Annotated in this window: 21 protein-coding genes and 1 tRNA gene; 17 read left to right on the top strand and 5 right to left on the bottom strand. The window is 66.2% G+C overall.

The annotated features are described in order from the left end of the window. Positions 1-73: 73 nt before the first annotated feature. The 5 genes from IP86_RS13470 to IP86_RS13450 are packed head-to-tail and all read left to right on the top strand — an operon-like array spanning position 74 to position 5,632. Positions 74-1,675 carry an ABC transporter substrate-binding protein gene (locus tag IP86_RS13470; protein WP_054163098.1) on the top strand — a complete coding sequence of 534 codons (1,602 nt, stop codon included), beginning with the start codon at positions 74-76 and terminating at the stop codon, positions 1,673-1,675. Between the two features lie 21 nt (positions 1,676-1,696). Beyond that, positions 1,697-2,677 (top strand): ABC transporter permease, encoded by a 981-nt coding sequence (locus IP86_RS13465; protein ID WP_054163041.1) that lies wholly within the window; start codon positions 1,697-1,699, stop codon positions 2,675-2,677. Further along, entirely contained in the window at positions 2,674-3,588 is a 915-nt protein-coding gene (locus IP86_RS13460; protein WP_054163040.1) for an ABC transporter permease, read from the top strand. The genes IP86_RS13465 and IP86_RS13460 overlap by 4 nt, the downstream gene beginning before the upstream one ends. 2 nt (positions 3,589-3,590) lie before the next feature. Continuing rightward, positions 3,591-4,589 carry an ABC transporter ATP-binding protein gene (locus tag IP86_RS13455; protein ID WP_054163097.1) on the top strand — a complete coding sequence of 333 codons (999 nt, stop codon included), beginning with the start codon at positions 3,591-3,593 and terminating at the stop codon, positions 4,587-4,589. Further along, positions 4,586-5,632: an ABC transporter ATP-binding protein gene (locus IP86_RS13450; protein WP_156332497.1), complete on the top strand. Its 1,047-nt coding sequence runs from the start codon at positions 4,586-4,588 to the stop codon at positions 5,630-5,632. Before IP86_RS13455 ends, IP86_RS13450 begins: the two co-directional genes overlap by 4 nt. Before the next feature lie 109 nt (positions 5,633-5,741). Here the strand turns inward: IP86_RS13450 and IP86_RS13445 are convergent, their stop codons facing one another. The 3 genes from IP86_RS13445 to IP86_RS29700 all read right to left on the bottom strand — a co-directional run bounded on the left by IP86_RS13445 (position 5,742) and on the right by IP86_RS29700 (position 8,109). Further along, positions 5,742-6,152 carry a flagellar basal body rod protein FlgC gene (locus IP86_RS13445; RefSeq protein ID WP_054163039.1) on the bottom strand — a complete coding sequence of 137 codons (411 nt, stop codon included), beginning with the start codon at positions 6,150-6,152 and terminating at the stop codon, positions 5,742-5,744. A 119-nt stretch (positions 6,153-6,271) separates the two neighbouring features. Then, on the bottom strand, positions 6,272-7,183 hold the full coding sequence (locus IP86_RS13440; protein WP_054163038.1) for a PepSY-associated TM helix domain-containing protein: 912 nt from the start codon (positions 7,181-7,183) through the stop codon (positions 6,272-6,274). A 548-nt stretch (positions 7,184-7,731) separates the two neighbouring features. Further along, the gene (locus tag IP86_RS29700) at positions 7,732-8,109 is read right to left on the bottom strand and encodes a hypothetical protein (RefSeq protein ID WP_197279799.1); all 378 of its coding nucleotides are present in this window, start codon (positions 8,107-8,109) and stop codon (positions 7,732-7,734) included. 102 nt (positions 8,110-8,211) lie between these two features. Here IP86_RS29700 and IP86_RS13430 point away from each other — a divergent pair, with 102 nt between their 5' ends. From IP86_RS13430 to IP86_RS13420, 3 genes are all read left to right on the top strand, one after another. Beyond that, on the top strand, positions 8,212-8,616 hold the full coding sequence (locus IP86_RS13430) for a hypothetical protein (protein WP_054163036.1): 405 nt from the start codon (positions 8,212-8,214) through the stop codon (positions 8,614-8,616). A gap of 121 nt (positions 8,617-8,737) precedes the next feature. Further along, positions 8,738-9,079: a phasin family protein gene (locus tag IP86_RS13425; RefSeq protein WP_054163095.1), complete on the top strand. Its 342-nt coding sequence runs from the start codon at positions 8,738-8,740 to the stop codon at positions 9,077-9,079. Between the two features lie 121 nt (positions 9,080-9,200). Further along, positions 9,201-9,419: a hypothetical protein gene (locus IP86_RS13420; RefSeq protein ID WP_054163035.1), complete on the top strand. Its 219-nt coding sequence runs from the start codon at positions 9,201-9,203 to the stop codon at positions 9,417-9,419. 20 nt (positions 9,420-9,439) lie between these two features. On the opposite strand, the gene IP86_RS13415 is transcribed toward IP86_RS13420, so the two are convergent. Beyond that, positions 9,440-11,128, bottom strand: a complete 1,689-nt coding sequence (locus tag IP86_RS13415; protein ID WP_054163034.1) for an MFS transporter — start codon at positions 11,126-11,128, stop codon at positions 9,440-9,442. Between the two features lie 317 nt (positions 11,129-11,445). Between IP86_RS13415 and IP86_RS13410 the strand changes: the two genes are divergently transcribed. The 6 genes from IP86_RS13410 (at position 11,446) to IP86_RS13385 (ending at position 17,328) form a co-directional block, all read left to right on the top strand. Beyond that, a complete protein-coding gene (locus IP86_RS13410; protein WP_054163033.1) occupies positions 11,446-12,825 on the top strand; it encodes a cytochrome P450 in 1,380 nt (459 codons plus the stop codon). Positions 12,826-12,875: 50 nt separating this feature from the next. Continuing rightward, the gene (locus IP86_RS13405) at positions 12,876-14,285 is read left to right on the top strand and encodes an adenylate/guanylate cyclase domain-containing protein (RefSeq protein WP_054163032.1); all 1,410 of its coding nucleotides are present in this window, start codon (positions 12,876-12,878) and stop codon (positions 14,283-14,285) included. A gap of 120 nt (positions 14,286-14,405) precedes the next feature. Beyond that, positions 14,406-14,885, top strand: a complete 480-nt coding sequence (locus IP86_RS13400) for a tellurite resistance TerB family protein (protein ID WP_054163031.1) — start codon at positions 14,406-14,408, stop codon at positions 14,883-14,885. Between the two features lie 195 nt (positions 14,886-15,080). Beyond that, entirely contained in the window at positions 15,081-15,860 is a 780-nt protein-coding gene (locus IP86_RS13395) for an SDR family NAD(P)-dependent oxidoreductase (RefSeq protein WP_054163030.1), read from the top strand. 84 nt (positions 15,861-15,944) lie between these two features. After that, on the top strand, positions 15,945-16,445 hold the full coding sequence (locus tag IP86_RS13390) for a nuclear transport factor 2 family protein (protein WP_054163029.1): 501 nt from the start codon (positions 15,945-15,947) through the stop codon (positions 16,443-16,445). Between the two features lie 70 nt (positions 16,446-16,515). Further along, positions 16,516-17,328 (top strand): enoyl-CoA hydratase, encoded by an 813-nt coding sequence (locus IP86_RS13385; protein WP_054163028.1) that lies wholly within the window; start codon positions 16,516-16,518, stop codon positions 17,326-17,328. Between the two features lie 270 nt (positions 17,329-17,598). Here the strand turns inward: IP86_RS13385 and IP86_RS13380 are convergent. Then, positions 17,599-17,674 (bottom strand) — tRNA-Ala (locus IP86_RS13380). Positions 17,675-17,875: 201 nt separating this feature from the next. Here IP86_RS13380 and IP86_RS13375 point away from each other — a divergent pair. From IP86_RS13375 to folD, 3 genes are all read left to right on the top strand, one after another. Beyond that, positions 17,876-18,166 (top strand): YggT family protein, encoded by a 291-nt coding sequence (locus IP86_RS13375; RefSeq protein WP_054163027.1) that lies wholly within the window; start codon positions 17,876-17,878, stop codon positions 18,164-18,166. A gap of 29 nt (positions 18,167-18,195) precedes the next feature. After that, a complete protein-coding gene (locus IP86_RS13370; protein WP_054163026.1) occupies positions 18,196-18,519 on the top strand; it encodes a DUF167 domain-containing protein in 324 nt (107 codons plus the stop codon). An 87-nt stretch (positions 18,520-18,606) separates the two neighbouring features. Then, positions 18,607-19,494: a bifunctional methylenetetrahydrofolate dehydrogenase/methenyltetrahydrofolate cyclohydrolase FolD gene (gene folD / locus IP86_RS13365; protein ID WP_054163025.1), complete on the top strand. Its 888-nt coding sequence runs from the start codon at positions 18,607-18,609 to the stop codon at positions 19,492-19,494. The last annotated feature ends 63 nt before the right edge of the window (positions 19,495-19,557 follow it).

Genomic DNA, 19,557 nt, shown 5'->3' with positions numbered 1-19,557 from the left:
TCATTCTGTCGATGCGCAACACCTGCGGATCGACAGCTACCCATCTCGACCCCTCATGGCGGAGTTCAAAGCGATGAAGTTGACGAAGCGGTCCTTTGTTATCGGAGCTCTCGGCGGCGCCGCCCTGATGGGCCTGCCGTTCGAAACGCGCGCGCAGTCCGCCGGCGGCGGTGGAACGCTGGTGATGGGGTCGACGCAGGTGCCGCGTCACTTCAACGGCGCGGTGCAGTCCGGTATCGCCACCGCGATGCCGAGCACGCAGATCTTCGCCAGCCCGCTGCGCTACGACGATAATTGGAATCCGCAGCCTTATCTGGCGAAGTCCTGGGAGGTCGCGCCCGACGGGCTGTCGGTGACGCTGAAGCTGGTCGACAACGCGCTGTTCCACGACGGCAAGCCGGTCACCTCCGAGGACGTCGCGTTCTCGATCATGACCATCAAGGCCAACCATCCGTTCAAGACCATGCTGGCTGCGGTCGACAGCGTCGAGACGCCCGACCCGCACACCGCGGTGATCAAGCTGGCGCATCCGCATCCGGCGCTGCTGCTGGCGATGTCGCCGGCGCTGATGCCGATCCTGCCCAAGCACGTCTATGGCGACGGCCAGGACGTCAAGACGCATCCAGCCAACCTCAAGCCGGTCGGCTCGGGCCCGTACAAGCTCGCCGACTACAAGCAGGGCGAGTACTACACGCTGGAGAAGTTCGACAAGTTCTTCATTCCGGGCCGGCCCAAGCTCGACAAGATCGTGGTGCGGCTGATCTCCGATCCGAACGCTCTGATGGTGTCGGCCGAGCGCGGCGAGGTCCACGCGGTGCCTTACGTCACCGGCGTGCGCGACATCGAGCGGCTGCAGAAGTCGCCGAACATCACCATGACCGACAAGGGCTTCGCCGGTCTCGGCGCGCTGAACTGGCTGGCCTTCAACACCAAGAAGAAGCCGCTCGACGACGTGCGCGTCCGCCAGGCGATCGCCTATGCGGCCAATCGCGATTTCATCGTCGGCAAGCTGATGGGCGGCAAGGCGCTGCCGTCGACCGGCCCGATCGCGCCGGGCTCGCCGTTCGAAGAGAAGGCGGTCGAGACCTACAAGCTCGACATCGCCAAGGCCACCAAGCTGCTCGACGAAGCCGGGCTGAAGCCGGACGGCAACGGCACCCGCGCCACGCTGACGATCGACTACATCCCCGGCAATGACGAGCAGCAGCGCAACATCGCCGAATATCTGCGCTCGGCGCTGAAGCGGATCGGGATCAACCTCGAAGTCCGCGCCGCGCCCGACTTCCCGACCTGGGCGCAGCGCGTCGCCAATTTCGACTTCGACCTGACGATGGACACGGTGTTCAACTGGGGCGATCCGGTGATCGGCGTCGATCGCACCTATCTGACGTCGAACATCCGCAAGGGCATCATCTGGTCGAACACCCAGCAATACTCCAACCCGAAGGTCGACGAGATCCTCGGCAAGGCCGCGCAGGAGACTTCGCCGGAGAAGCGCAAGGCGCTGTATTCGGAGTTCCAGAAGATCGTGGTGTCGGACGTGCCGATCTACTTCATCAACGCCGCGCCCTACTACAACGCTTTCGCCAAGGGGCTGAGCGCGCTGCCGACCACGATCTGGGGCGTCGCATCACCGCTCGACGAAGTGTACTGGGCGACGCCGCCGAAGACCTGATCGAACAGCAACGAACCAGCCATGACGCTTCTCACCCATCTGTTCGGAAAACTCGCCAACGCCGCGGCGCTGCTGCTCGCGGTGTTGGTGCTGAATTTCTGCCTGATCCACCTTGCGCCGGGCGATCCGGTGCAGGTGATCGCCGGCGAGATGGGTGGGGCGTCGGCCGAGGTCATCGCGGAGCTGCGCGCCAAGTATGGACTCGACCAGAGCCTGTTGACGCAGCTCTTCACCTATCTCGGCAAGGTGCTGCACGGTGATTTCGGCTATTCTTATTACTTCAATCAGCCGGTGCTGTCGCTGATCGGCCAGCGGCTGCCGGCCTCGCTCTATCTGGCGCTGTCGTCGCTATTCGCGGCGGTGATGATCGGCACGCTGCTCGGCGTGATCAGCGCGCGGCGGCCCAACGGCCTGCTCAGCCACGGCGTCACCGTGCTGTCGCTGGCCGGCTACGCCGCCCCGGTGTTCTGGACCGGCTTGATGCTGCTGCTGCTGTTCGGCTCGGTGTGGCCGGTGCTGCCGGTCAGCGGCATGGCGGACGTGGTCAATCCGAAGTTCGGCTTCGCCTATGTGGCCGACGTGCTGACCCATCTGGTGCTGCCGTCGCTGACGCTGGCGCTGGTGTTCCTGGCGCAATATTCGCGGCTGGCGCGGGTCAATATGATCGACGTGCTGTCGGCCGACTATGTCCGCACCGCGCGCGCCAAGGGGCTGCCGGAGAGCGTCGTCATCTTCAAACACGCGCTGCGCAACGCGCTGATCCCGATCGTCACCGTCGTCGGGCTGCAGTTCGGTAATTTGTTCGCTGGCGCCGTGCTGGTCGAGACGGTGTTCAGCTGGCCCGGCATGGGCCGGCTGGTGTTCGACTCGATCCTGCGCCGCGACTATCCGACCCTGATGGCGGTGCTGTTCTTCTCGGCCGTGATGGTCATCGCCGCCAACATCATCACCGATCTGGTCTACCGCCTGATCGATCCACGGATCCGCGCGGGGGCCCGATGAGCACACTCGACCACACCCTGATCGCGACGCCGCCAACGCCCGTCGCGCCGGTTGCGCTGCCTGCGACGCCCGCGGTGTCGCCCGCTAAGGCGGCGTTACGTCAGTTCATGAAAAGCCCGTCCGGCGTCGCCGGCGCGGTGCTGCTGATCCTGCTGGTGGCGATGACGGTGGCTGGGCCGTGGATCTACACGATCGATCCCTTGGAGATCGTCGGCCTGCCGTTCACGCCGCCGTCGGCCGATGCCTGGCTCGGCACCGATTATCTCGGCCGCGATGTGCTGGCAGGCCTGGTGCACGGTGGCCGCGCGACGCTGACGGTCGGCGCGGTGGCGGCGCTGATCACAATTGCGATCGGCGTCACCGTCGGCGCGCTGGCCGGCTTCTTTGGCGGCTGGATCGACAGCCTCTTGGTCAAGATCGCCGAGTTCTTCCAGGTGCTGCCGCCGCTGTTGTTTGCCATGGTGTTGGTGACGCTGTTCGGGCCGAAGCTGACCACGATCACGCTGGCGATCGGCGCGGTGAGCTGGACCTCGGCGGCGCGGCTGACGCGCGCAGAATTCATGCGGCTGCGCGACCTCGACTTCATCAAGGCGTCGCGCGCCGCCGGTGCCGGCAATCTGCATCTGATCCTGCGGGTGGTGCTGCCCAACGCACTGCCGCCGATCATCGTGTCGGCGACGCTGGCGATCGGCGTCGCCATTCTGTTCGAAGGCGGTCTCAGCTTCCTCGGCCTCGGCGATCCCAACACCATGAGCTGGGGTCTGATGATCGGCCAGAACCGCAACTACGTGCTCGACGCCTGGTGGGCGGTGACGTTCCCCGGTGCCGCGATCTTCCTGTCGGTGCTGGCGATCAGCCTGGTGGGCGACGGCGTCAACGATGCGGTCAATCCGCGGCTGCGACGGAGGTGATGATGGCGCCGGTGCTCGAAGTCGACAAACTCAGCGTCAGCATGACCGATCGCCGCGGCGATCTGGTGCCGGTGCTGGAGAATCTGTCGTTCACCATCGACAAGGGCAAGACGATCGCACTGGTCGGCGAGAGCGGTTGCGGCAAGAGCATGACCGCGCTGGCGATCATGCGGCTCTTGCCGGAGGGCTTCGTCGTCACCGGCGGCCGCATCCTGCTCGAGGGCGAAGATCTGTTGACCGCGCGCAGCAAGCGGATGCGCGCGCTGCGCGGCGACGCGGTGTCGATGGTGTTCCAGGAGCCGATGACGGCGCTCAATCCGCTCTACACCGTCGGCGACCAGATCGCCGAGGTGCTGTATTATCACCGCCGCATGAGCCGGAAGGATGCGACCGAACAGGCCGTGCAGTTCCTCAAGGCGGTGCAGATCCCAGCCGCCGAGCAGCGTGCCAAGGCTTATCCGCATCAGATGTCCGGCGGCATGCGGCAGCGGGTGATGATCGCGATGGCGCTGGCTTGCAAGCCGAAGCTGCTGATCGCCGACGAGCCGACCACCGCGCTCGACGTCACCGTGCAGGCGCAGATCTTCGATCTTCTGGCCAAGCTGCAGGACGAGACCGAGACCGCGATCGTGCTGATCACCCACGATCTCGGCGCGGTCGCCGAACTCGCCGACGACATCGCCGTGCTGTATGCCGGCCGCTGCATCGAGACCGGCCCGTCGCACGAACTCGCGGCGGCGCCGCGTCATCCTTATACGCGCGGGCTGCTCGGCTGCGTGCCGCATCTCGCGGTCGGCGTCGCCAAACCCGACCATTGGGTCGATCTCGGCGAGATCCCCGGCATGGTGCCGTCGCTAGGCCAGCGTGGGCCGGACTGTGCCTTCCTGGCGCGCTGCGCCAACGCCCGCGAGGTCTGCCGGTCGCGGCCGCAGCCGCCGCTCGGCGCCATCGCGCCGGGCCATACGGTGTCGTGCTGGCGCGCCGAGGAGATCGCCGCATGATGCATCAGCGTCCCAATCCGCCGGCCGGCGATCCGATCCTGCTCGACGTCAACGACCTCGTGGTGCATTTCCGCACCGGGCGAAAATCGCCGTGGGCCAAGCCATCGTTCGTGCACGCGGTTGATGGCGTCAGCTTCCGCGTCAAGCGCGGCACCACTTTCGGCATCGTCGGCGAGAGCGGCTCCGGCAAGTCGACCACGGCGCAGGCGATCATGCGGCTGGTGCCGTCGACCTCCGGCCAGATCGTGTTTCGCGGCGAAGACATCATGCCGCTCACCGGCGAGCCGCTGCGCCAGGCGCGTAAGCATCTGCAGATCGTGTTTCAGGATCCGTTCTCGGCGCTCGATCCGCGTCGCCGCGCCGGTGACCAGATCCGCGAGCCGCTCGACCTGCTCAACATCGGCAGCCGCAGCGAGCGCGATGCCCGCGTCAAGCAATTGCTGGCCGAAGTCGGCCTGCCGCCCGAAGCCGCCGATCTGTTTCCGCATCAATTCTCGGGCGGGCAGCGGCAGCGGCTGTGCATCGCCCGCGCGCTCGCGCCGGAGCCCGAACTGATCGTCTGCGACGAGGCGGTCTCCGCGCTCGACGTCGCCATCCAGGCGCAGATCCTGAACCTCTTGAAGAAGCTGCAGCGCGAGCGCGGGCTGACTTACATCTTCATCTCGCACGATCTCGGCGTCATCCAGCAGTTCTGCGACGAGATCGCCGTGATGTATCTCGGCAAGGTGGTGGAGCAGGCGCCGGCCTCGACGCTGTTCACCGCGCCGCGCCATCCCTACACGTGGTCGCTGGTGTCGGCGGCGGTGCCGCCAGGTCCGCTACGCGACGAGCTGAAGGCGAAGTACCTGGTCAAGGGCGAACCGCCATCACCGGTCGATCCGCCGCCCGGCTGCCGCTTCGCCGGCCGCTGCCCGTTCGTGATCGAACGCTGCCGCGCCGATCTGCCGTTCCTCGACGCCACCGGCCCCGAACATTTCGTCGCCTGCCACCGCAAGGACGAACTCGGCGTGCCGGACTTCGCGCCGCGTGTGGCGAGCGCGTAGCTCGAAGCCCATCCACATCGTCATTGCGAGGAGCGAAGCGACCAAGCAATCCAGCTCGGTGCACGCAGCTGGATTGCTTCGCTTCGCTCGCAATGACGGAGAGGAGACACTACGCCGTGGCGTCGAGCAGTGACTTTGTCATGGCATTGTCGGCCTTCAGCGTCGCGAGGTTGGCGGTGTAGCTGTATTTGGCGACCATCTGGCCGATCAATTCCTGCGCCAGGTCGACATTCGGCGCCGCCACCTGACCGTCCGCATTGGCGAACGGCGCCTGTGGATCGGAGACCGGGACGGTACCGGGCGAGCTTGGGGTGACGCTGGTTTGCGTCCCGCCGCCCGGGACTGCGGTCTGAGTCACCTGCAGTGGCCGGTAGGCTTGCGGCGCACCAGCCGGCACCGTGCCGTTGGCGCCCGGCAGCGCGCCGGTCGATTGCTGATTGGCGACGTTGCTGGCCGAGACTTCCATGCGCCGGGTCGCGGCGTTGAGGCCGGACACGGCGATCGACGAGATGCTGGACATGGCGCGCTCGCGGCGGGTGGACGTCCCGGAACCTAACGCCGGAAGGCCGGAACGATCCGTTGACCGCGCTGCGCCAACTCGCGCGTCCGCATTAATCTCTCATTAACGTCACAGCCACCTCAGGTGCTCCCGGTCGGGGATGGGGCGCTGGCCGGGCGCGCCGGCCGCCGCCGCAGCTTGCGACGCCCCCACAGGAGCAGGCCGGTGGTCAGCAGGCCGGCCAGCACCACCGACACGATCACGTTGAGCGAACCGGAGATCAGCGCCGACCAGTTGCCCTCGTGCAGCAGCCGCGGCCAGTTGCGGGGCATCGGCGTCACGCCGCCGGCGGTGAAGGAATAGGCGCGCAGCTCGCCGTTCTCGTAGATCCGCGCCATCATCCGCTGGCCGCGCTGTGCCAGCATCGCAAGGTGCGACACGTCGTGGTCCTGCGCGAGCACGCGTACCGCCTCGGCGAGCGGCAGCGACGGTCGCAGCGGTGGCGGCGGCGGGCTGGCCAGCGTCCAGCCGAACGCCATGAACAGGCCGGTGACCGGGCTCAGCAGCAGCAGCGGAAGCGTGAACCACGCCGCGCCCTTGTGCCAGCCGGCGAGACTGTTCCGCAGCCGCGGCAGGCCCATCAGGATTCCGATCACCATGATCACCACCATCGCGATGGTCGAACCGATCACCAGCCAGTCATAGCCGAGCAGATGCTCGTGGGTGCGCCGCGCCCACAGCAGCACGTCACCGAGCGGATCGGACGTGGCCGCCTCGCCGTTGGCAAGATTGATGGTCGGCGCATCCACGCCGAGCAGGCGCATCTGCTGGCTGGCCGCATTGATGCTGAGGCCACGCGCCTTGCCGGCCGGGTCGTAGCGCTGCAGCAGGCTTGCGATGCGGTCGGCATCGACCATGCCGGCGGGCAATCCGCCGCCCTGGATGATCGGCTCGGCGGACAGGATCAGCCCAGTGAGAATCAGCGCGATCAAAGGCAGCGCGAATACCAGGGTGATCCAGCGGTGGAGCTTGAGCAGCAGCATGTTGTTCATCGGAATTTCCAGTCGAGATGTGGATGCGCGGGCCGCGGCGACCTTGCGGTCTGTCGGCAATCACGGGCCGCGGATCGTCAGCCCGGCGAAGTACTCGCCTTCCGTTGCTTAGATCTGGCAAGCTGTCCGCCTGATGACAACCCGGCGTCGCCAAGGCGGCCTGCGGTTCTCGTCTCCGCCGGATCGACCGCGAATCAGATGGTGGTTCAGCGCCGCGGCGCTGCATCATCCGCCTGCCGAGTGACGAACCTGTCCGGAATATCCCGGACGATATCAATCGAACTAACTCGCGTCTGAACGTCCCGAGGCGGTCCTGACGATCAGCGCGGCGCGGCGGTTCGCTGCCTTCGGAGGGCCCGATCTGAATCCCATGCCGGCGAAATCGAGCGCTTCTCCAGTCCGATACGTATCGGTATTGCGCCTGCTCTGTGCCCGGTAAGGGAACAGCAGCGCGGCGACCAGCGATTATCTCACGCGCAGCGGACGGCCTTCATTCGTCCGGCATTTAGTCTGGCTAAACTTGTGCCTGTTGAATTCTTCACGTGTTGCTACGATGCTTCGCTAAGACCGATATCGTGCAAACCAAATTGGTATGGAGGTAGTATGCGTTCCTCGTCGATGATCCTGCTCTGCTCCGTCGCCCTTGTTGCTGCACTCGCGGTCAGCGAACGTGCCGGCACGCGTGCCGTGCTGATCGAACCCGCTGTCGCCGCGACGCCGGTGGCGCCCGCGCCGCCGCCACCGCCCGCATTCCGCACCGTGACCTCGTCGTCGTGCTCGGCCAATGGCTGTCCCACCACTTGCGAGGCCGACGAGGCGCTGATCTCGGCGATCTGCATCGGCTCGACCGGGGCCAAGTTCAGCGAAAGTCTTGTGGTGGAGAACGGGCAGATCACGGCAAGCTGCGGTCCGTCCTCGACGTCCATCGTGGTGTCCTGCGCCCGCAAATAGGCGCGGGAAGTTTTCAGGAGGGCTGCGCGGCCGGCGGACCGGCGGCGGAGCCCTCCGCAGTCTCAAGGGTCAAACCGATGCAAAAATGGTTTCTCGCACTGGCGCTCGCCGTGCTGATCGTCATCGGCTTCGCCGCCGGACCGATGTCCGTCGTCGTTGCTTTCCTGTCGTTCTGGGTCACGCTGTATCTGGTGTGGTCCTATGAGCTCGGCTTCAAGGATACCTGGGCGCGCTACGGCCTGCATCGCGTCAAGCCGCCGTTCTGGGCGGAAGAAAACAAGATCTGGTTCCTGCCGATCTTCGACGACCGGCTGAAGGTGCTGAAGGCGGCCGCCGTGGCGCTGCTGATCGTGGCCTTCAGCCTGATGCTGCCGGTGTCGGTGGTGCGGATCGCCACGCTGATCGTGCTGGCCTGGTACGTCAGCGAGATCTACCGCGCCCAGAAGGCGACCGATCAGCTCGATCGGGCCCGCTTCAACTGACAGCCGCCGGCCGATCCGGTCTGCTGATTAGCCATCTTTGCAAATCGCCCCCGCCGCCGCTGGACGACGTGGGCGATTTGGACATGAATACGTAGTGCGCCCGATGCTGGAGGAGACCGCGATGGCAGACACCAAATCGTCCGACGTCATTCTCAACATGATGTCGAAAAATCTCGAGCAGGCGCGTGGCGCGATGAACAACTACCTGCAGTTCATCGAAAAGAGCCTGTCGGTGACCCCGGTCGGGAGCAGCAGCCAAGCCTCCGCCCTGAAGAACTACGTCGAGCGCAACGTCGAGGCGACGTTCGATTTCTCCCAGCAATTGCTGCACGCCAAGGATTTTCAGGACGTCGTCCGGATCCAGACCGAATTTCTGCAGACGCAATTTCGCGTGCTGACCGACCAGGCCAAGGACGTGGTCGAAATGACCAAGCCGACGGTGATCGTTCCGGGCGATGGTTAGTGCGTGCCGAACTGGGTGAAGGCGGCGCCAAGGCCGCCTCGGCAACCGGAGGTCAAGGAACAAACAATACGGCTAACGACTTGCTAATCGCTTCGTCAATTCTCGATACGGAACTTGCCCGATGTTGAAAGTCGTTGGTTCAGTGGTTGCCTTGCTGTTGCTGGCGTCCACCGCTCAGGCCCAATCGAGCCGGCCCGACCCGGGCTGCGGCCGCGATGTCTCGCGTTTCTGCCGTGCCGTGATGGATCAGGGCGACGGCGTCATTCTCGGCTGCCTGCAGAAGAACCGCGCGCGGCTCAGCAAGACCTGCGCCAAGGTGCTGACCGATCACGGCCAGTAATCGCCTCGCCGATCGGCCGCTCAGGTCGATCCGCCGCTGACGCCCGCGACCGGCAACACCTCGGTTGCCGTCGCGCGGTCCGGCGACTCTTCTTTCCATCGCACCGAGCCGAACGGCCGCTCCAGCATGCGCCGGACCCGGATATCGTCCGGCCCGCGGTGGAACGCCATCGCCCGCTGGTGCAGCGCGCGATCGTCCTGGGTCGAACGATTGCGCTGGCGCAGATAGTCCAGCCAGGTCGGGCAGTGGTAGCGCTCGGTCCACAGCTCAGGATCGCCGATGTCGCGCGAGATCGACCAGTCGTAGGCGCCGTTGCGCTGGCGGCTGAGCTGCACCTGCTGCATCACGCCATAGAACGTGCGGGCGTCTTCGGCAGCGATCCGATAGTCGATCTCGATCACGATCGGTCCGCTGCGCGGCGTCACCGCAAGTTTGGCCTCGGGGTCGGCCAGCAGGTCGGCGTCGGCGATCTGGGTGCCGACCGACGGCATCCGCAGGAACAGGCCGAGCAGGGTCGAAATCAGCATGGTGGCGGCGGAGATCAGCATCGACAGCTCGACGCCGGCGAGATCCGCCACATGGCCCCACAGCCAGCTGCCGATCGCGACGCCGCCGGCGATCGAGGCCTGGAACGCCGCCAGCGAACGGCCCGCCACCCAGCGCGGCGCCGACAGCTGCACGCCGATATTGAACAGTGCGATCGCCAGCATCCACACTGCGCCGGCGACCACCAGCGCGGCGGCGGTCAGCACCGCCGAGTGGCTGAGCGCAATCACCGCCAGTGCGACGCCCATGATCACGGTGCAGGCGCGGATCGAGCCCTCACTGCCGAGCCGCTCGCGCGCCGAGCCGACATTGAGCGCGCCGAGCACCGCGCCGACCCCAAAGGCGCCGAGCAGGATGCCATAGGTCTCGGCGCCGCTCTTGAGCACGTCACGCGCCACCAGCGGCATCAGTGCCAGAACCGACGAGCCGGCGATGCCGGTGATCAGCGTCCGCGTCAGCACGATCCGGATCGAGGGCGAATTGGTGATGTAGCGCACGCCGGAGACGATCGCGCGGTTGAGCCGCTCCGGCGGCAGCCGCGGCGGCTCGCTGACGCGTCGCCACAGGAACAGCACCACCAGCAGCGGCAGATACAGCACCGCATTGGCGGCGAACGCCGCGACCGCGCCGGCGGCCGCCACGATGATGCCGCCGACCGCCGGGCCGAAACTGCGGGCGATGTTGTAGCTGATGCCGTTCAGCGCCACCGCCGCCGGCAGCGCGTCGGGCGGCACCTGTTCGGACACCGAGGCCTGCCAGGCCGGCCCGAACAGCGCCATGCCGAGGCCGATAACGAAGCAGAAGCCGAGCAGGATCTCCGGCGTCACCAGGCCGAAATGCGCCAGCACCGACAGCGCCACGGCGCCGGCGAGGCCCAGCGTCAGCGACGCCAGCGCGACGCGGCGGCGGTCGTACATGTCGGCGATCGCCCCGGCCGGCATCGCCACCAGCATGATCGGCAGCATCAAGGCGGTCTGCACCAGCGCCACCTTGTCGGCCGAGGAGGTCATCTGGGTCATCGCCCAGGCGGCGCCGACGCCGTTGATCATCAGGCCGAGATTGGACAGCAGGCTGGCCAGCCAGATCCGTCGGAAAAGCGCGTAACGCAGCGGCGCCGCGACGCCGCCAGCTGCAAATGCGCCTCGCTTGGACCTGCCCGACATCAAAGCCTTCCCTTCGGAGGTTATCCTCGCCATGCCCGGCGCGGAGCTGGTGCAGTGATGCCTGCGAACCTTTGCGCCTGTCCAGTGCCAAACGGGCGGTTCAACGGCGCAAACGGCTGCTGCAATTCAACAAATCAGGCGAAGGAGAGGATGCTGCCGCGGTCGCAGCATTTCAGGATCACGCAGAGGGACAGCCAAAGGCGCCGGGCTCCGGAACAGCCGCCTCGGGAGTCTCCCACCGCCGGCCGGCCTTTTCGACGCCGGGATTGCATCTTACCTTCAATCGCAGGGGCGGAACCGAACCGCAGGAGTGCGCCGTGAGCCTAGCCGAGTCCTTCGACCTCGCCGAGCGCGCGCCGCTGGTGCCGCCGACGCCGCCGCGCGCGCCGGAGGGCATGACCGCGCTCGGCCGGCTCGCCGCGATCCGCCACAACGCGATCGCCAGCTGGGGCCAGCGCGCCTATGAAGACGACGTCATCAAGGGGCGGTTCTTCAATCACGCCAGCTACATTCTCAACCGGCCGGACGACATCCGGCATGTGCTGATCGACAATTACGAGAACTACACCCGCACCGCAGCGGGCATTCGCGTGCTGCGGCCGATCCTCGGCCAAGGGCTGCTGCTCGCCGAGGGCCGCGCCTGGAAGCATCAGCGCCGCACGCTGGCGCCGGCGTTCACGCCGCGCGCGGTCGGCATGCTGGTGCCGCATATGATCTCGGCCACCGAGGAAATGATCACCGAATTCGAGCGCGGCGCCGGCGCGCCGGTCGATCTGCGCGAGGCGATGCAGCGGCTGGCGCTGGAGATCGCCGGGCGGACCATGTTCTCGTTCGGGATGGGCCGGCACGGCCAGCAGCTGCGCGACTTCGTCATCGAATACGGCATGAAGCTGGCGAGTCCGCGCTTCCTCGACCTGCTGCTGCCGCTCGGCTGGCCGAGCCCGCAGGATGTTTCGCGCGCCTTCTTCCGCAGGCGCTGGACCAAATTCGTGCGCGAGCTGATCGCTGCCCGCCGTGCCGCGGGCAAGACCGACGGCGCGCCGCCGCGCGATTTGTTCGACCTCATGCTCGCTGCCCGCGACCCGGAGACCGGCGAGGCGTTCTCCGACGATCAGCTCGGCGACCAGGTCGCCACCATGATCCTGGCCGGCCACGAGACCACCGCGACCGCGCTGTTCTGGGCGCTGTACATGCTGGCGCTCGATCCGGACACGCAGAACGATGTCGCCGAAGAAGCCCGCGCCGCCGGCCAAACGGAGTCGCTCGACAAGCTGCCGTTCACCCGTGCGGTGCTGGACGAAACGCTGCGGCTTTATCCGCCGGCGTTCCTGATCGCCCGCGCCGCGGCCGGCCCCGACACCGTCGCCGGCGAACCGATCCGCAAGCATGACGTGATCCTGATCGCGCCGTGGCTGCTGCATCGGCACGAGAGACTGTGGGACAATCCGAACGCCTTCATGCCGGCGCGCTTCCTGTCCGGCGCGACGCCACCGGACCGCATGGCCTATCTGCCGTTCGGCGTCGGGCCGCGGGTCTGTATCGGGGCACATTTCGCGCTGGTGGAGGCGACGCTGGCGCTCGCCCGGATCATCTCCGCCTTCCGGGTCGAGCTGATCGACCGCGCCCCGGTGATGCCGATCGGCGTCGTCACCACCCAGCCGGATCGCTCGCCGGCGTTCCGGCTCACCCGCCGCTGATCAACCAGGCGTCATTTGGCCGCGGGCCGGACGCCACCTAGATGAGGCCCATGACCGACGTCCGCCCCCTTTATGCCGTGCTGCGCCAGACCACCGATCCGCGCGTCGTCGACGCGATCGCCGAACTGATCGCGAGCGGCGAGGATCGCGATCTCAACCGCATCAATCTGCTGGAATTCGCCAGCCGCACCGGGCTGGACGAAGAGAAAGTGATTTCCGGCTTCCTGCACGCCGCGCAGCTCGGCCTGTTCGACATGAGCTGGAACGTGCTGTGCCCGGGCTGCAGCGGCGTGCTCGACAGCCATCCATCGCTCAAGGCGCTGCGCCACGAGGAATACATCTGCGCACTGTGCGCCAAGGGTTACGAGGCCTCGCTCGACGATCAGGTCGAGGCGGCCTTCACGGTGCACCCCTCGGTGCGGACGATCGGTGCGCACGATCCCGATAAGCTGCCGCTGTGGGACTACACACGGCAGGTGTATTGGAGCTCCGGCATCGAGATCGACGAGCAGGTGCTGGCGCGGCTGTCGGATCAGGACACGCTCGCGGCCGTTGAGATCGCGCCCGGCCAGACCGCCGAATTGTCGCTCGAGCTGCCGGCCGAGTTCATCATCGTATTCGAGCCGGTGACCCATGCGGCGCAGTTCATCGACGTGCAGGGAGAACGCACTGACGAGGTGAGGTCGGTGGCGCTCAGCTACGACCGCAGCCATGCGCTGACGCCGACGCTGTCGCTGCAGCCCGGGCCGTTGAAGCTGACGCTGACCAATAACGCCGAGACTCGCGTGTTGCCGGCCGTGTGGGTCGCGGCCGACGCGCTGCATACGCTGCTGGGCAAGCGCAAGCCCATCCTCACCGCCAAGCGGATGCTGACCAACCAGACCTTCCGCGACGTCTTCAAGGCCGACAATCTCACGGCCGATCAGCGGCTGAAGATCACCTCGCTGACTTTCCTGTTCACCGACCTCAAGGGCTCCACAGCGCTGTATCAACGCGTCGGTGACCTCGCGGCGTTCGATCTGGTGCGGGCACATTTCCGCGCGCTGCTGGAGATCATCGCGGCCGAGAAGGGCGCGGTGGTGAAGACCATCGGCGACGCCGTGATGGCGACGTTCAATCGTCCGGAGCATGCGCTGGCGGCGTCATTGCGGATGCGCAAGGCGATGGATGCGCTCAACGCGGAGCGCGGCACCAAGGATCTGGTGGTGAAGATCGGCATCCATGAAGGGCCGTGTCTGGCGGTGATGCTCAACGACCGGCAGGATTACTTCGGCCAGACCGTCAATATCGCCGCGCGGGTACTCGGCCTTGCCACCACGCAGGCGATCCACCTCACCGGGGCGGTGATCGACGCTCCGGCGGTGACCAGGATTCTGGACGAGCAGGCGATCGCGCCGATCGAGAAGCACGCCGCTCTGCGCGGCATCGCCGACAAGGTGCTGGTCTATGAGATTCCTTAACGCATTGGCGACATTGACAAAGTGTCATCCGGCGGCGGGGAACCGCCTCCGATTGCCGACGTTACGATTCCACGTCATAGATCGGGCCTAGTCTCGTCCCCCTGCGAAAGTTCGAGAGCGATGCTGGATAAACTGCGCCAATTCATTTCCGACGTGGTTGCACCGACCGCGCCCGACGAGCTGAATTTCGACGACGGCGGCTATCGCTTGGCCGCCACCGCATTGCTCATCCACGTCATTTCACTCGATGGTGAGCCGTCCGAGGTCGAGCGGCGCAAGCTGCATTCGCTGCTCGAAACGCGTTTCAACCTCGATCCCGCGACCGCCAGCCGGTTGATCGAATCCGCCATGCTGGTCGAGGGCGAGGCCGTCGATCTCTACCACTTCACCAGCGTGATCATGCGGTCGGTCAACGAAGAAGGACGGCTGCGCATCATCGAAATGATGTGGGAGTTGGTGTTTGCCGACGGCAACGTCACGGAATTCGAAGAGAACGTGGTGTGGCGTGCCGCCGATCTGCTCGCGGTCTCGTCGCGCGACCGGGTCAATCTGAAGCGGCAGGTCGCCGCTCAGCATGCCGAGCCGGACCCGGCGAACTAAGCCGGCGCGCGGCACGCTACCTATTACCGATTTGTCATGATCGTCCCAACCGGTACTCGCAGAGCGGGTTTTGCCGCCGATTGCTGCGGGAGAGGCCGGGTCGCTTAGCGAACGGCCTTGCACGCTGCTTGCATCTTGCCTAAGGCCTAGCGATGATCCGGCGGCCGTCCGGCCTCCTATGCAAGAGTCTGAATCGTGACTGAACGTGTGACTTTGATTACGGGCGCATCGGCCGGTATCGGTGCGGAACTGGCGCGTATCTTCGCCGCGAATGCCCATCGGGTCGCGCTGGTGGCGCGCCGGGCCGACCGGCTGGAGACGTTGGCTGCCGAGATCAAGGCCAAAGGCGGCCCGGAACCGATCATCATCGCCTGCGATCTGGCGCGGCCCGACAGCGTCGACGAGATCGTCGCCAGGCTTGCCGAGGCCGGGGTCGAGGTCGAGTATCTGGTCAACAATGCCGGCTACGGACTGTTCGGCCGGGCCGCCGAGATGGACCGCTGCGACCAGCTTGGCATCATCGACGTCAATGTCAGGGCGCTCACCGACCTGTCGCTACGCTTCGCCGATAGCGTCGCCAGGCTGCGCGGCGGTATTCTCAACGTCGCCTCGATCGCCAGCTTTCTGCCGGGACCCGGAATGGCGGTGTACTACGCCTCCAAGGCTTATGTGCTGTCGCTGAGCGAAGCGCTGCATCAGGAGCTCGGCAAGAAGGGCGTCCGGGTCACCGCGATCTGTCCGGGCCCGGTGCCGACGGAGTTCCAGGTGCGCGCCGGCTTCGAGCCGGGCTTCGATTCGGCGGTGCTCAACGTCTCGCCCGCGGAAGTCGCCCGGCAAGGCTATCAGGGCCTGATGAACAACAAGCGGCTGGTGCTGCCTGGACTCGGTGTCAAGATCGTGCCGTTCCTGCTGCGCTTCTTCCCGCGCGGCTTCATCCTCGCGGCGGCCGGCGCCTATCAGCAGCGTCAGCGCTGAGCCGATCCTTCCAATCCTGCCCTGATCTGCTTTAGTCTCTCGACAAGCGTCGGCACGAACGACCGGCGTAGCAGGGGAGGCGGCATGACCAGCGAGGACTTCGCGCGGTTGCTGGAAGACTTCACGCGCTCGGCCGAATCCGGCGACGGCGTGCGTTTCGCAGCGCATTTCACCGACGACGCCGTGTATCACGACTACATCTACGGCCCGCACACCGGCCGCGCCGATATCGCCCAGATGATGCAGGGCCTGTTTCACCGCGACGCCACCGATTATCGCTGGGAGATGTTCGATCCGGTGTGCGACGGCACGCAGGGCTACGCCTGGTCGCTGTCGAGCTTCACCTCGACCATTCCGGAGTTCGCCGGGCGCCGCGTGGTGATCGACGGCATGAGCCGCTTCGTGCTGCGCGGCGGGCTGATCGCCGAGTATCGCGAATCGGTCAATGGCGGCGTGGCGATGCAGCAGCTCGGCGTTGCGCCGGAGCGCATGGCCAAAGTGTTCGGCCGCTGGTCCGGCTGGCTGCAGGAGCGCCCGGAAACCAAGGCCTATCTGGCCCGCCCGAAAGGCTCACGCGGCGACTGACCGGCCTCCAACGACTTCATCAAGACGGCCCACATCAAGGGCGCAACAAAAAGCAAGAAAGGGAGACACGATGAGCACCGAGCACATCCTCTACGACGTCGCCGACCGGATCGCCACCATCACGCTCAATCGGCCGGACCGGATGAATGCCTGGACGCCGGTGATGGAGCGCGAGGTGCGCGAGGCGATGGAGACCGCGGCGGCCGATGCCGACGTGCGGGTGATCGTGCTGACCGGGGCCGGCCGCGGCTTCTGTGCCGGCGCCGACATGGAGGTGCTGCAGAAGATCGACCCGGCCGATATCCGCCGCGCCTCGGCGCTGCCGGCGTTCGACATGAACCGCCGCGCCGACTGGCAGACCCGCTACGCGTTCTACCCGGCGATCGGCAAGCCGATCATCGGCATGCTCAACGGCGCCACTGCCGGCATCGGCCTCGTGCACGCGCTGTATTGCGACATTCGCTTCGCGGCAGACAGCGCGGTGTTCACCACCGCTTTCGCGCGGCGCGGGCTGATCGCCGAGCACGGCATCTCCTGGATGCTGCCGCGCATCGTCGGCCATGCCAACGCGCTCGATTTGCTGTTGTCGGCACGCCGCGTCTCGGCGGACGAAGCGCTGCGCATGGGGCTGGTCAACCGGTTGTATCCGGCCGACCAACTGCGCGAGCAGACCTATGCGTATGCGCGCGATCTCGCCGACAACGTGGCGCCGGCCTCGATGCGGGTGATCAAGCGTCAGCTTTACGAAGTGCCGTTTCAGACGCTGGCGGAAGCGACCATTGAGGCGAACCGCGAAATGGCGATTTCGCTCGCCAGCGACGATTTCAAGGAAGGCGTCGCCAGCTTCGTCGAGAAACGCCCGCCGCAGTTCAAGAGCGCCTGAGAGCGGACCCCATTGTTGAAAGCCTCTGCAAAACCACCAACCTCGTTCTGAGGAGCCCGGCAAAGCCCTAAGGGCGGCGCCGGGCGTCTCGAAGGATGGCCGCGAGTCCCTGCTGCCTCATGGTTCGAGACGCGCAGCTGCGCTACGCTCCTCACCATGAGCGGCGGGCGCTGTCTGCGGAAACCTCTGCCGAACGGCAGATGCTTGCGGAAGGACGAGGCTGCGGAGTTATGCTGGGATCGTTCTGTGCCACGCGACGTCGGCGAAGCGTGGTGGAGCCAGGCGGGATCGAACCGCCGACCTCGTCATTGCGAACGACGCGCTCTCCCAGCTGAGCTATGGCCCCTCCGCGGTCGGTGCGCAGGGCACCGATCAGCGAACGCCGCCATTTACAGTGCCGGCGAACGCCAAGTCAAGGACGTGCAGCGGCTTCTGACACGTCATTGTCATCGGGCTTTATTGCTTTGAGTTCCCTTGTTTGGGCGGGAGCGAACCGATATTTACGGCACAGCCCTTCCGCGTTCGAACCCGCGAGCTCTTCCCCGCCATGCGCGCCATTCTCGACATCATCCTCATCATTCTCGATCTGTACATCTGGCTGCTGATCGCCTCGGCGATTCTGTCGTGGCTGATCGCCTTCAACGTCGTGAACACCCGCAACCAGTTCGTCTCGGCGGTGTCGGAATTCCTTTACCGGATCACAGAGCCGCTGCTGGCGCCGATCCGGAATCTGCTGCCGTCGCTCGGCGGCCTCGACATCTCGCCCATCATCCTGATCCTGATCATCATGTTCCTGCAGCGGGTGATCACCTATTACATCTACCCGGCGGTGTTCTGAACCGCTGACCGAACGGCCTCGGAGTTTCCATGGCGGAGGCTTGGCGGTATTCTGCTCAGGGCGTGGCTGTGGCGGTGCGGGTCACGCCGCGGGGCGGCCGCGACGACATCGACGGCGTGGAGACGCTGTCGGATGGCCGCAGCGTGGTGAAGGTCAGGGTCCGGGCGATCGCCGATGGCGGTGAGGCCAACCGGGCGGTGATCGAGCTGCTGGCCAAATCGCTCGGCGTCGCCAAGCGCGACGTCAGGCTATTGTCGGGGGCGACCTCGCGGCAAAAACAGATCGCAGTCGATGGCGATCCGAAGAAGCTCGGCGAGGCGCTGCGCCAGTTGACGGCAGCAAAGCCCGACTGAGCCGATCGAACGGGAGGCCCTCGAGGGCGCACGGCATTCGCCTCTCCGGTCGGAGAGGCTTTTTGTTTCGACTCTGAGGGGGATCCCATGACGGCCCGGATCATCGACGGAAAGATCATCTCAGCCGAGCTGCGCGCCCGCGTGGCCGACGAAGTCGCGCGGATCAAGGCCGATCACGGCATCACGCCGGGTCTGGCGGTCGTGCTGGTCGGCAGCGACCCGGCCTCGGAGGTTTATGTCCGCTCCAAGCACAAGCAGACCCAGGAAGCCGGCATGGCGTCGTTCGAGCACCGGCTGCCGGCCGACGTGCCGCAGGCCGAGCTGCTGGCGCTGATCGGCAAGCTCAACGCCGACCCGGCGGTGCACGGCATCCTGGTGCAATTGCCGCTGCCGAAGGGCCTCGATTCGACCGCGGTGATCGACGCGATTGATCCGGCCAAGGATGTCGACGGCCTCAACCCCACCAATGCGGGCCGGCTCGCCTCCGGGCTGTTTGCGCTGACGCCGTGCACGCCGCTCGGCTGCATCATCATGGCCAAGCAGGTCCACGCTTCGCTGGAAGGCATGAATGCGATCGTGATCGGCCGCTCCAATCTAGTCGGCAAGCCGCTGGTGCAGCTGCTGCTCAATGAGAATGCCACGGTGACGATCGCGCATTCGCGCTCGCGCGATCTGCCGGCGCTGTGCCGTCAGGCCGATCTGGTGTTCGCGGCGGTCGGCAAGGCCGAGATGGTGAAGGGCGACTGGATCAAACCGGGCGCCACCGTGATCGACGTCGGCATCAACCGCACGCCGTCGCCCGACGGCGGCAAGGACAAGCTGCTCGGCGACGTCGCGTTCAACGAAGCCAAGGAAGTCGCCGGCGCGATTACGCCGGTCCCCGGCGGCGTCGGCCTGATGACGGTGGCGTGCCTATTGGTCAACACCGTCCGCGCCGCCAGCGCGATCCACGGATTGCCGAAGCCGGCGGTGTGAGCTCGCGCCTCTCCCCGTCATTGCGAGGAGCGAAGCGACGAAGCAATCCAGAGCCCCGTGCTC

This window comes from Rhodopseudomonas sp. AAP120 (assembly GCF_001295845.1).
GTDB lineage: Bacteria > Pseudomonadota > Alphaproteobacteria > Rhizobiales > Xanthobacteraceae > Rhodopseudomonas.
Note: the sequence above shows the minus strand (reverse complement) of the source record. Positions and strands in the feature narration are given on the sequence as shown.

Bases quoted from the DNA above. Each gene is read 5' to 3' on its own strand.
- IP86_RS29700 (WP_197279799.1), bottom strand. From the start codon at position 8,109: ATGGACGTCGAGGACGGACCGCAGCTTGCCGTGATCTGCCCGTTCTCC.
- IP86_RS13430 (WP_054163036.1), top strand. From the start codon at position 8,212: ATGCAAAAATGGTTTCTCGCACTGGCGCTCGCCGTGCTGATCGTCATC.
- folD (WP_054163025.1), top strand. From the start codon at position 18,607: ATGACGGCCCGGATCATCGACGGAAAGATCATCTCAGCCGAGCTGCGC.
- IP86_RS13415 (WP_054163034.1), bottom strand. From the start codon at position 11,128: ATGTCGGGCAGGTCCAAGCGAGGCGCATTTGCAGCTGGCGGCGTCGCG.
- IP86_RS13390 (WP_054163029.1), top strand. From the start codon at position 15,945: ATGACCAGCGAGGACTTCGCGCGGTTGCTGGAAGACTTCACGCGCTCG.
- IP86_RS13455 (WP_054163097.1), top strand. From the start codon at position 3,591: ATGGCGCCGGTGCTCGAAGTCGACAAACTCAGCGTCAGCATGACCGAT.
- IP86_RS13465 (WP_054163041.1), top strand. From the start codon at position 1,697: ATGACGCTTCTCACCCATCTGTTCGGAAAACTCGCCAACGCCGCGGCG.
- IP86_RS13405 (WP_054163032.1), top strand. From the start codon at position 12,876: ATGACCGACGTCCGCCCCCTTTATGCCGTGCTGCGCCAGACCACCGAT.
- IP86_RS13370 (WP_054163026.1), top strand. From the start codon at position 18,196: ATGGCGGAGGCTTGGCGGTATTCTGCTCAGGGCGTGGCTGTGGCGGTG.
- IP86_RS13470 (WP_054163098.1), top strand. From the start codon at position 74: ATGAAGTTGACGAAGCGGTCCTTTGTTATCGGAGCTCTCGGCGGCGCC.
- IP86_RS13385 (WP_054163028.1), top strand. From the start codon at position 16,516: ATGAGCACCGAGCACATCCTCTACGACGTCGCCGACCGGATCGCCACC.
- IP86_RS13400 (WP_054163031.1), top strand. From the start codon at position 14,406: ATGCTGGATAAACTGCGCCAATTCATTTCCGACGTGGTTGCACCGACC.
- IP86_RS13460 (WP_054163040.1), top strand. From the start codon at position 2,674: ATGAGCACACTCGACCACACCCTGATCGCGACGCCGCCAACGCCCGTC.
- IP86_RS13375 (WP_054163027.1), top strand. From the start codon at position 17,876: ATGCGCGCCATTCTCGACATCATCCTCATCATTCTCGATCTGTACATC.
- IP86_RS13425 (WP_054163095.1), top strand. From the start codon at position 8,738: ATGGCAGACACCAAATCGTCCGACGTCATTCTCAACATGATGTCGAAA.
- IP86_RS13420 (WP_054163035.1), top strand. From the start codon at position 9,201: ATGTTGAAAGTCGTTGGTTCAGTGGTTGCCTTGCTGTTGCTGGCGTCC.
- IP86_RS13450 (WP_156332497.1), top strand. From the start codon at position 4,586: ATGATGCATCAGCGTCCCAATCCGCCGGCCGGCGATCCGATCCTGCTC.
- IP86_RS13445 (WP_054163039.1), bottom strand. From the start codon at position 6,152: ATGTCCAGCATCTCGTCGATCGCCGTGTCCGGCCTCAACGCCGCGACC.
- IP86_RS13440 (WP_054163038.1), bottom strand. From the start codon at position 7,183: ATGAACAACATGCTGCTGCTCAAGCTCCACCGCTGGATCACCCTGGTA.